At 45.2% G+C, this 4,723-nt stretch carries 4 protein-coding genes; all 4 read left to right on the top strand.

Annotation, left to right across the window (positions count from 1 at the left end; translation table 11 throughout):
* Window positions 1-134 precede the first annotated feature (134 nt).
* Entirely contained in the window at window positions 135-1,127 is a 993-nt protein-coding gene (locus tag AB685_RS26615) for an ABC transporter ATP-binding protein (RefSeq protein ID WP_047973611.1), read from the top strand.
* Window positions 1,120-2,100 (top strand): dipeptide ABC transporter ATP-binding protein, encoded by a 981-nt coding sequence (locus AB685_RS26610; protein WP_047973610.1) that lies wholly within the window; start codon window positions 1,120-1,122, stop codon window positions 2,098-2,100. Before AB685_RS26615 ends, AB685_RS26610 begins: the two co-directional genes overlap by 8 nt.
* A 41-nt stretch (window positions 2,101-2,141) precedes the next feature.
* The gene (locus AB685_RS26605; protein WP_047973609.1) at window positions 2,142-3,812 is read left to right on the top strand and encodes an ABC transporter substrate-binding protein; all 1,671 of its coding nucleotides are present in this window, start codon (window positions 2,142-2,144) and stop codon (window positions 3,810-3,812) included.
* A gap of 68 nt (window positions 3,813-3,880) precedes the next feature.
* On the top strand, window positions 3,881-4,723 hold an 843-nt coding region (locus AB685_RS26600; protein ID WP_047973608.1), incomplete at its 3' end, for an ABC transporter permease.

Raw genomic sequence — 4,723 nt, 5'->3', positions numbered from 1 at the left:
CTCCGTGCGCACATAAGTTGCCTCAAGTCGCACATAAGCAAGCTTGCTTATACCTTTCACCTAGAATCCAACATACATTTTCTATTCTATTAAACTTTCATAAATTACTTACTCTACATAGAGGAGGCCGCAGGATGTCTGAGGTTGTACTAGAGTTAAAAAATGTTCGGACTCACTTTTTTACCGATAGCGGAGAGATTTCGGCTGTTGATGATGTGAGCATGAAAATACATAAAGGGGAAGTAGTCGGCATCGTTGGCGAGTCAGGCTGTGGTAAGAGTGTGACCTCGTTGTCTGTGATGAATCTTGTACCGGATCCACCGGGTAAAATTGTCGGGGGTGAGATTCTCTTTAAAGAGGAGAATCTAGCGGCGGTGAGCAAGCGTCGGATGAAGAAGATTCGGGGCAATGAGATTGCGATGATTTTTCAGGAGCCGATGACCTCGCTTAATCCGTTATTTACGATCGGTAATCAGTTGATGGAAGCGATTCGGAATCATCAGAAGCTCTCTAAGAAGGCAGCAAAAGCGAAAGCTGTCGACATGCTGAAGATCGTTGGGATTCCACGTGCTGATGAGATTGTCAATGAGTATCCACATCAGCTCTCTGGTGGGATGCGTCAGCGTGTGATGATTGCCATGGCGATGAGCTGTGACCCGGAAGTGCTGATTGCAGATGAGCCAACGACGGCACTTGATGTGACGATTCAAGCGCAAATTCTTGATTTGATGCGCAAGTTAAATAAAGAACAAGGAACGGCGATCATGATGATTACGCATGACTTAGGGGTCGTAGCGGAAATTTGTGATCGTGTCGTTGTGATGTATGCCGGAAAAGTAGTTGAAGAGGGGACGGTTCGAGCGATCTTAAAAGAACCGAAGCATCCATATACGAAAGGCTTGATTAAGTCCTTGCCGAAGATCCACGAGAAAGAGCAACGTCTCTATTCGATTCCAGGAAGTGTGCCAAAGCCTGGCAGTATTAAGCAGGGCTGCAGGTTCGCAGCGAGATGTGAATCGGCATTCGGACGCTGTACCACAGAGGACCCTACCTTACTAGAAGATGCGGCGGGGCACCAGGTGCGTTGCTTCCTCTATGACACAGAAGGGAGCGAGAACGTTGGCTAAAGCACTCTTAGAAGTAAAAGGCTTAAAGAAATATTTTGATATAAGAGGCGGCTTTCTAAGTAAGAAAGTGGCTGAAGTGAAAGCGGTTGATGATGTTAGCTTCACGGTGTATGAGGGTGAGATTTTAGGGATTGTCGGGGAGTCTGGCTGCGGGAAGTCGACCACAGGAAAATCGATTCTTCGTCTTAWTGAGCCGACTGAAGGAGAAGTGAAATTTCAGGGGCGTGATGTGACCAAGCTCTCAGATGAAGAAATGAGAAAACTGCGACGAGACATGCAGATCATTTTTCAGGATCCGTATGCCTCTCTTAACCCTCGTCACACGATCGAGCGGATCATTAGTGAGCCGTTGTTGGTGCATGGGATTGGGACAAAGGAAGAGCGCCGTAAAAAAGTCGCTGAATTGCTTGAAGTGGTCGGCTTGAGTTCCTATCACGCCAATCGTTATCCGCATCAATTTAGTGGGGGACAACGTCAGCGGATTGGGATTGCTCGTGCGCTTGCCGTTAATCCGAAGCTTGTCATTTGTGATGAACCGGTGTCAGCACTCGATGTCTCCGTGCAGTCGCAAATTCTTAACTTGATGGAAGATTTAAAAGATGAATTTAAGCTTACGTATGTCTTTATTGCTCATGACCTTAGTGTCGTTAAGCATATAAGTGATCGTGTTGGGGTGATGTATCTTGGCCGGTTGGTCGAGCTCTCAGAAAAAGATGCGCTCTATGATGAGCCGAAGCATCCTTACACGAAAGCACTACTCTCAGCTGTTCCGGTACCTGACCCTGATGCGAAAGCGGATCGCGTTATTTTACAAGGGGATGTACCGAGTCCGTCGAATCCGCCTAGTGGATGTACGTTTCACACGCGATGTCCGGAGTGCATGGACATTTGCCGCATCGAACGTCCACCATTGCAAGACGTTGGAAACAATCATTTTGTAGCGTGTCATCTTTATAATGATGCGACTACATGAATGATAGAGAAAAACAAAGAAGAGACAGGGGGAAATGATGGATGAAACATCGATTATCATTTTTGATGATGCTTATGCTTGCGTTTGTGCTATTTTTAGCAGCATGTAGCAGCAGTGACTCATCTGCACCAGAACAAAGTGAAGGTGCTGAAGAGGGCGAAGAGGTAGAAGGAACAGAACCAGCGGAGCCTGCTGAGGACCAAACATTAGTCTTTGCGCGTGGCGGGGATTCGGTCAGTCTTGACTRTGCGAGTGTAACAGATGGTGAATCGTCTCGTGTTACCAAACAAATTTACGAAACATTGATCGAATTTGATCGTGATTCATTTGATCTTGGCCCAGGACTTGCTCATGACTGGGAAGTAGATGATTCTGGATTACGCTTTGTCTTCCATCTTGAAGAAGGGGTGACCTTCCATGATGGCACGGACTTTAACGCTGAAGCTGTTAAATTAAACTTCGAGCGTTGGGCTGATCCTGAGCATGAATATGCATTTACAGATGATGGCTACAACTACAGTGTATATGGTACGCAATTTGGTGGATTTAAAGGTGATGATGGTCACGTGATTGAAGAAATTAATGTACTTGGCGATCATGAAATTGAGTTTGTGTTGAATCAACCACTTGGTTCATTTCTACAAAACATGGGGATGAGTTACTTTGYGATTACGTCTCCTCAAGCATTTGAAGGGCATGGTAGTGCAATTAACGAAAATCCAGTTGGAACAGGTCCATTTAAATTTGTCAGCTGGTCTCGTGATGATTCGATTATTCTTGAGAAAAATGAAGACTATTGGAAAGAGGGATTACCGAAGCTTGACCGTGTCATCTTCCAAGTGATTCCGGATAACTCAGCTCGTCTGACGGCGCTTCGTTCTGGTCAGATCGACATTATGGATGGGTTGAATCCAGATGATGTCGCTCAAATTGATGGCGATGATAGTTTACAAGTATTTGAACGTGCCACAAATAATATTGGCTACTTAGGCTTCCATGTTGAAAAAGAGCCGTTTGAWAATCCAGATGTTCGTCGTGCCTTTAATCATRCGATTGATAAAGAAGGCTTAATTGCGATTCTTTACGGTGGTCTTGCTGAAACAGCGAAGAATACGATTCCACCAGGATACCTTGGTTACAATGATGCGATTGACGAGTATAGCTATGATCCTGAGCTTGCAAAAGAGCTTTTAGCTGAGGCAGGAGTGGAAGAAGGATTTACATTTGWCCTTTGGACAATGCCTGTAGCGCGTCCGTACATGCCAGATCCACAGCGTGCAGCAGAAGCCATCCAAGCAAACTTAGCAGACGTTGGCATTACAGCGAACATCCTGACAAAAGAGTGGGCGACCTACCTTGAAGAAACAGAGCAAGGCATGCATGATGTGTTCATGCTTGGTTGGTCTGGGGTAAACGGTGATCCTGATTACTTCTTCTCGAACCTACTGCACGGTGATGCCATCCCTGGTGGTAACCGTTCATTCTACAGCAATGAAGAAGTAAATGATCTATTAGTTCAAGCGAAAACAGAGGTTGATTTCGATGCGCGTGCAGCGCTGTATGAAGAGGTGCAGGAGCTGATTCATGAGGATGCACCAATGGTTCCACTCGTACACTCGATCCCAACTTTAGCTGGTRGCTCGAATGTATCGAATTTTATTCCGCATCCATCAACGAGTGAAACACTAGATGAAGTTGAATTAACGAACTAAGCACAAGAGGGGAGTAGAGGCGTCTCTACTCCCTTTTTTTAGAATGTAAATAGTAGCGAGGTGACATCATGCTGGCATATACGATGCGACGTTTACTCTTGTTGGTTCCTGTATTAATTGGGATGACAATCGTGACGTTTTCAATCATTCACTTAATTCCTGGAAACCCCGCACAAACGATTTTGGGTGAACAAGCATCCCCACAAGCCATTGCCGACCTAGAAGAAAGGCTTGGACTGAATGAACCTTATTGGGTGCAGTACGGGTTGTATATGAAGGATCTAGCAACAGGAGATTTAGGAACATCTCTTCGCACAAATAAACCGATTATGGAAGAGATTTGGCCATACTTAGCAGCGACGATTGAGTTGACAGTTTTTGCAATGATTTTTGCCATTATTATAGGTGTCAACGCGGGTATTGTCAGTGCGTGGAAACAAAATTCCTGGTTTGATTACTTGAGTATGTTGATTGCGCTTGTTGGGGTGTCGATGCCGATCTTCTGGCTTGCTTTAATGGAGCAATGGATTTTTGCTCAAGAGCTTGGCTGGCTGCCGGCATTTGGGCGAGATAATCCGCGTGATCCGATTATTTCGACCACGAATCTCTATGTGCTCGATACGATTATGAGTGGACAATTCGACAAGACTTGGGAATCGATTAAACATCTAATTCTTCCGGGGATTGCACTTGGGACAATCCCAATGGCAATTATTGCAAGAATGACCCGTTCGAGTATGCTTGAGGTGCTTCGCTCTGATTATATTCGAACCGTCAATGCAAAAGGTTCAGGACAAGGTGTCGTCATTTATAAGCATGCCTTAAAAAATGCAGCGATTCCCGTCTTAACGGTAGTGGGTCTGCAAACTGGTAACCTCTTAGGTGGGGCAATTTTAACAGAGACAATTTTT

The sequence above is a fragment of the Bacillus sp. LL01 genome (genome assembly GCF_001037965.1).
This window is presented reverse-complemented; position numbering and strand designations above follow the sequence as displayed.

What these genes read in the sequence shown, in the direction of transcription:
- AB685_RS26615 (WP_047973611.1), top strand. Translation starts at nt 135, where the DNA reads ATGTCTGAGGTTGTACTAGAGTTAAAAAATGTTCGGACTCACTTTTTT.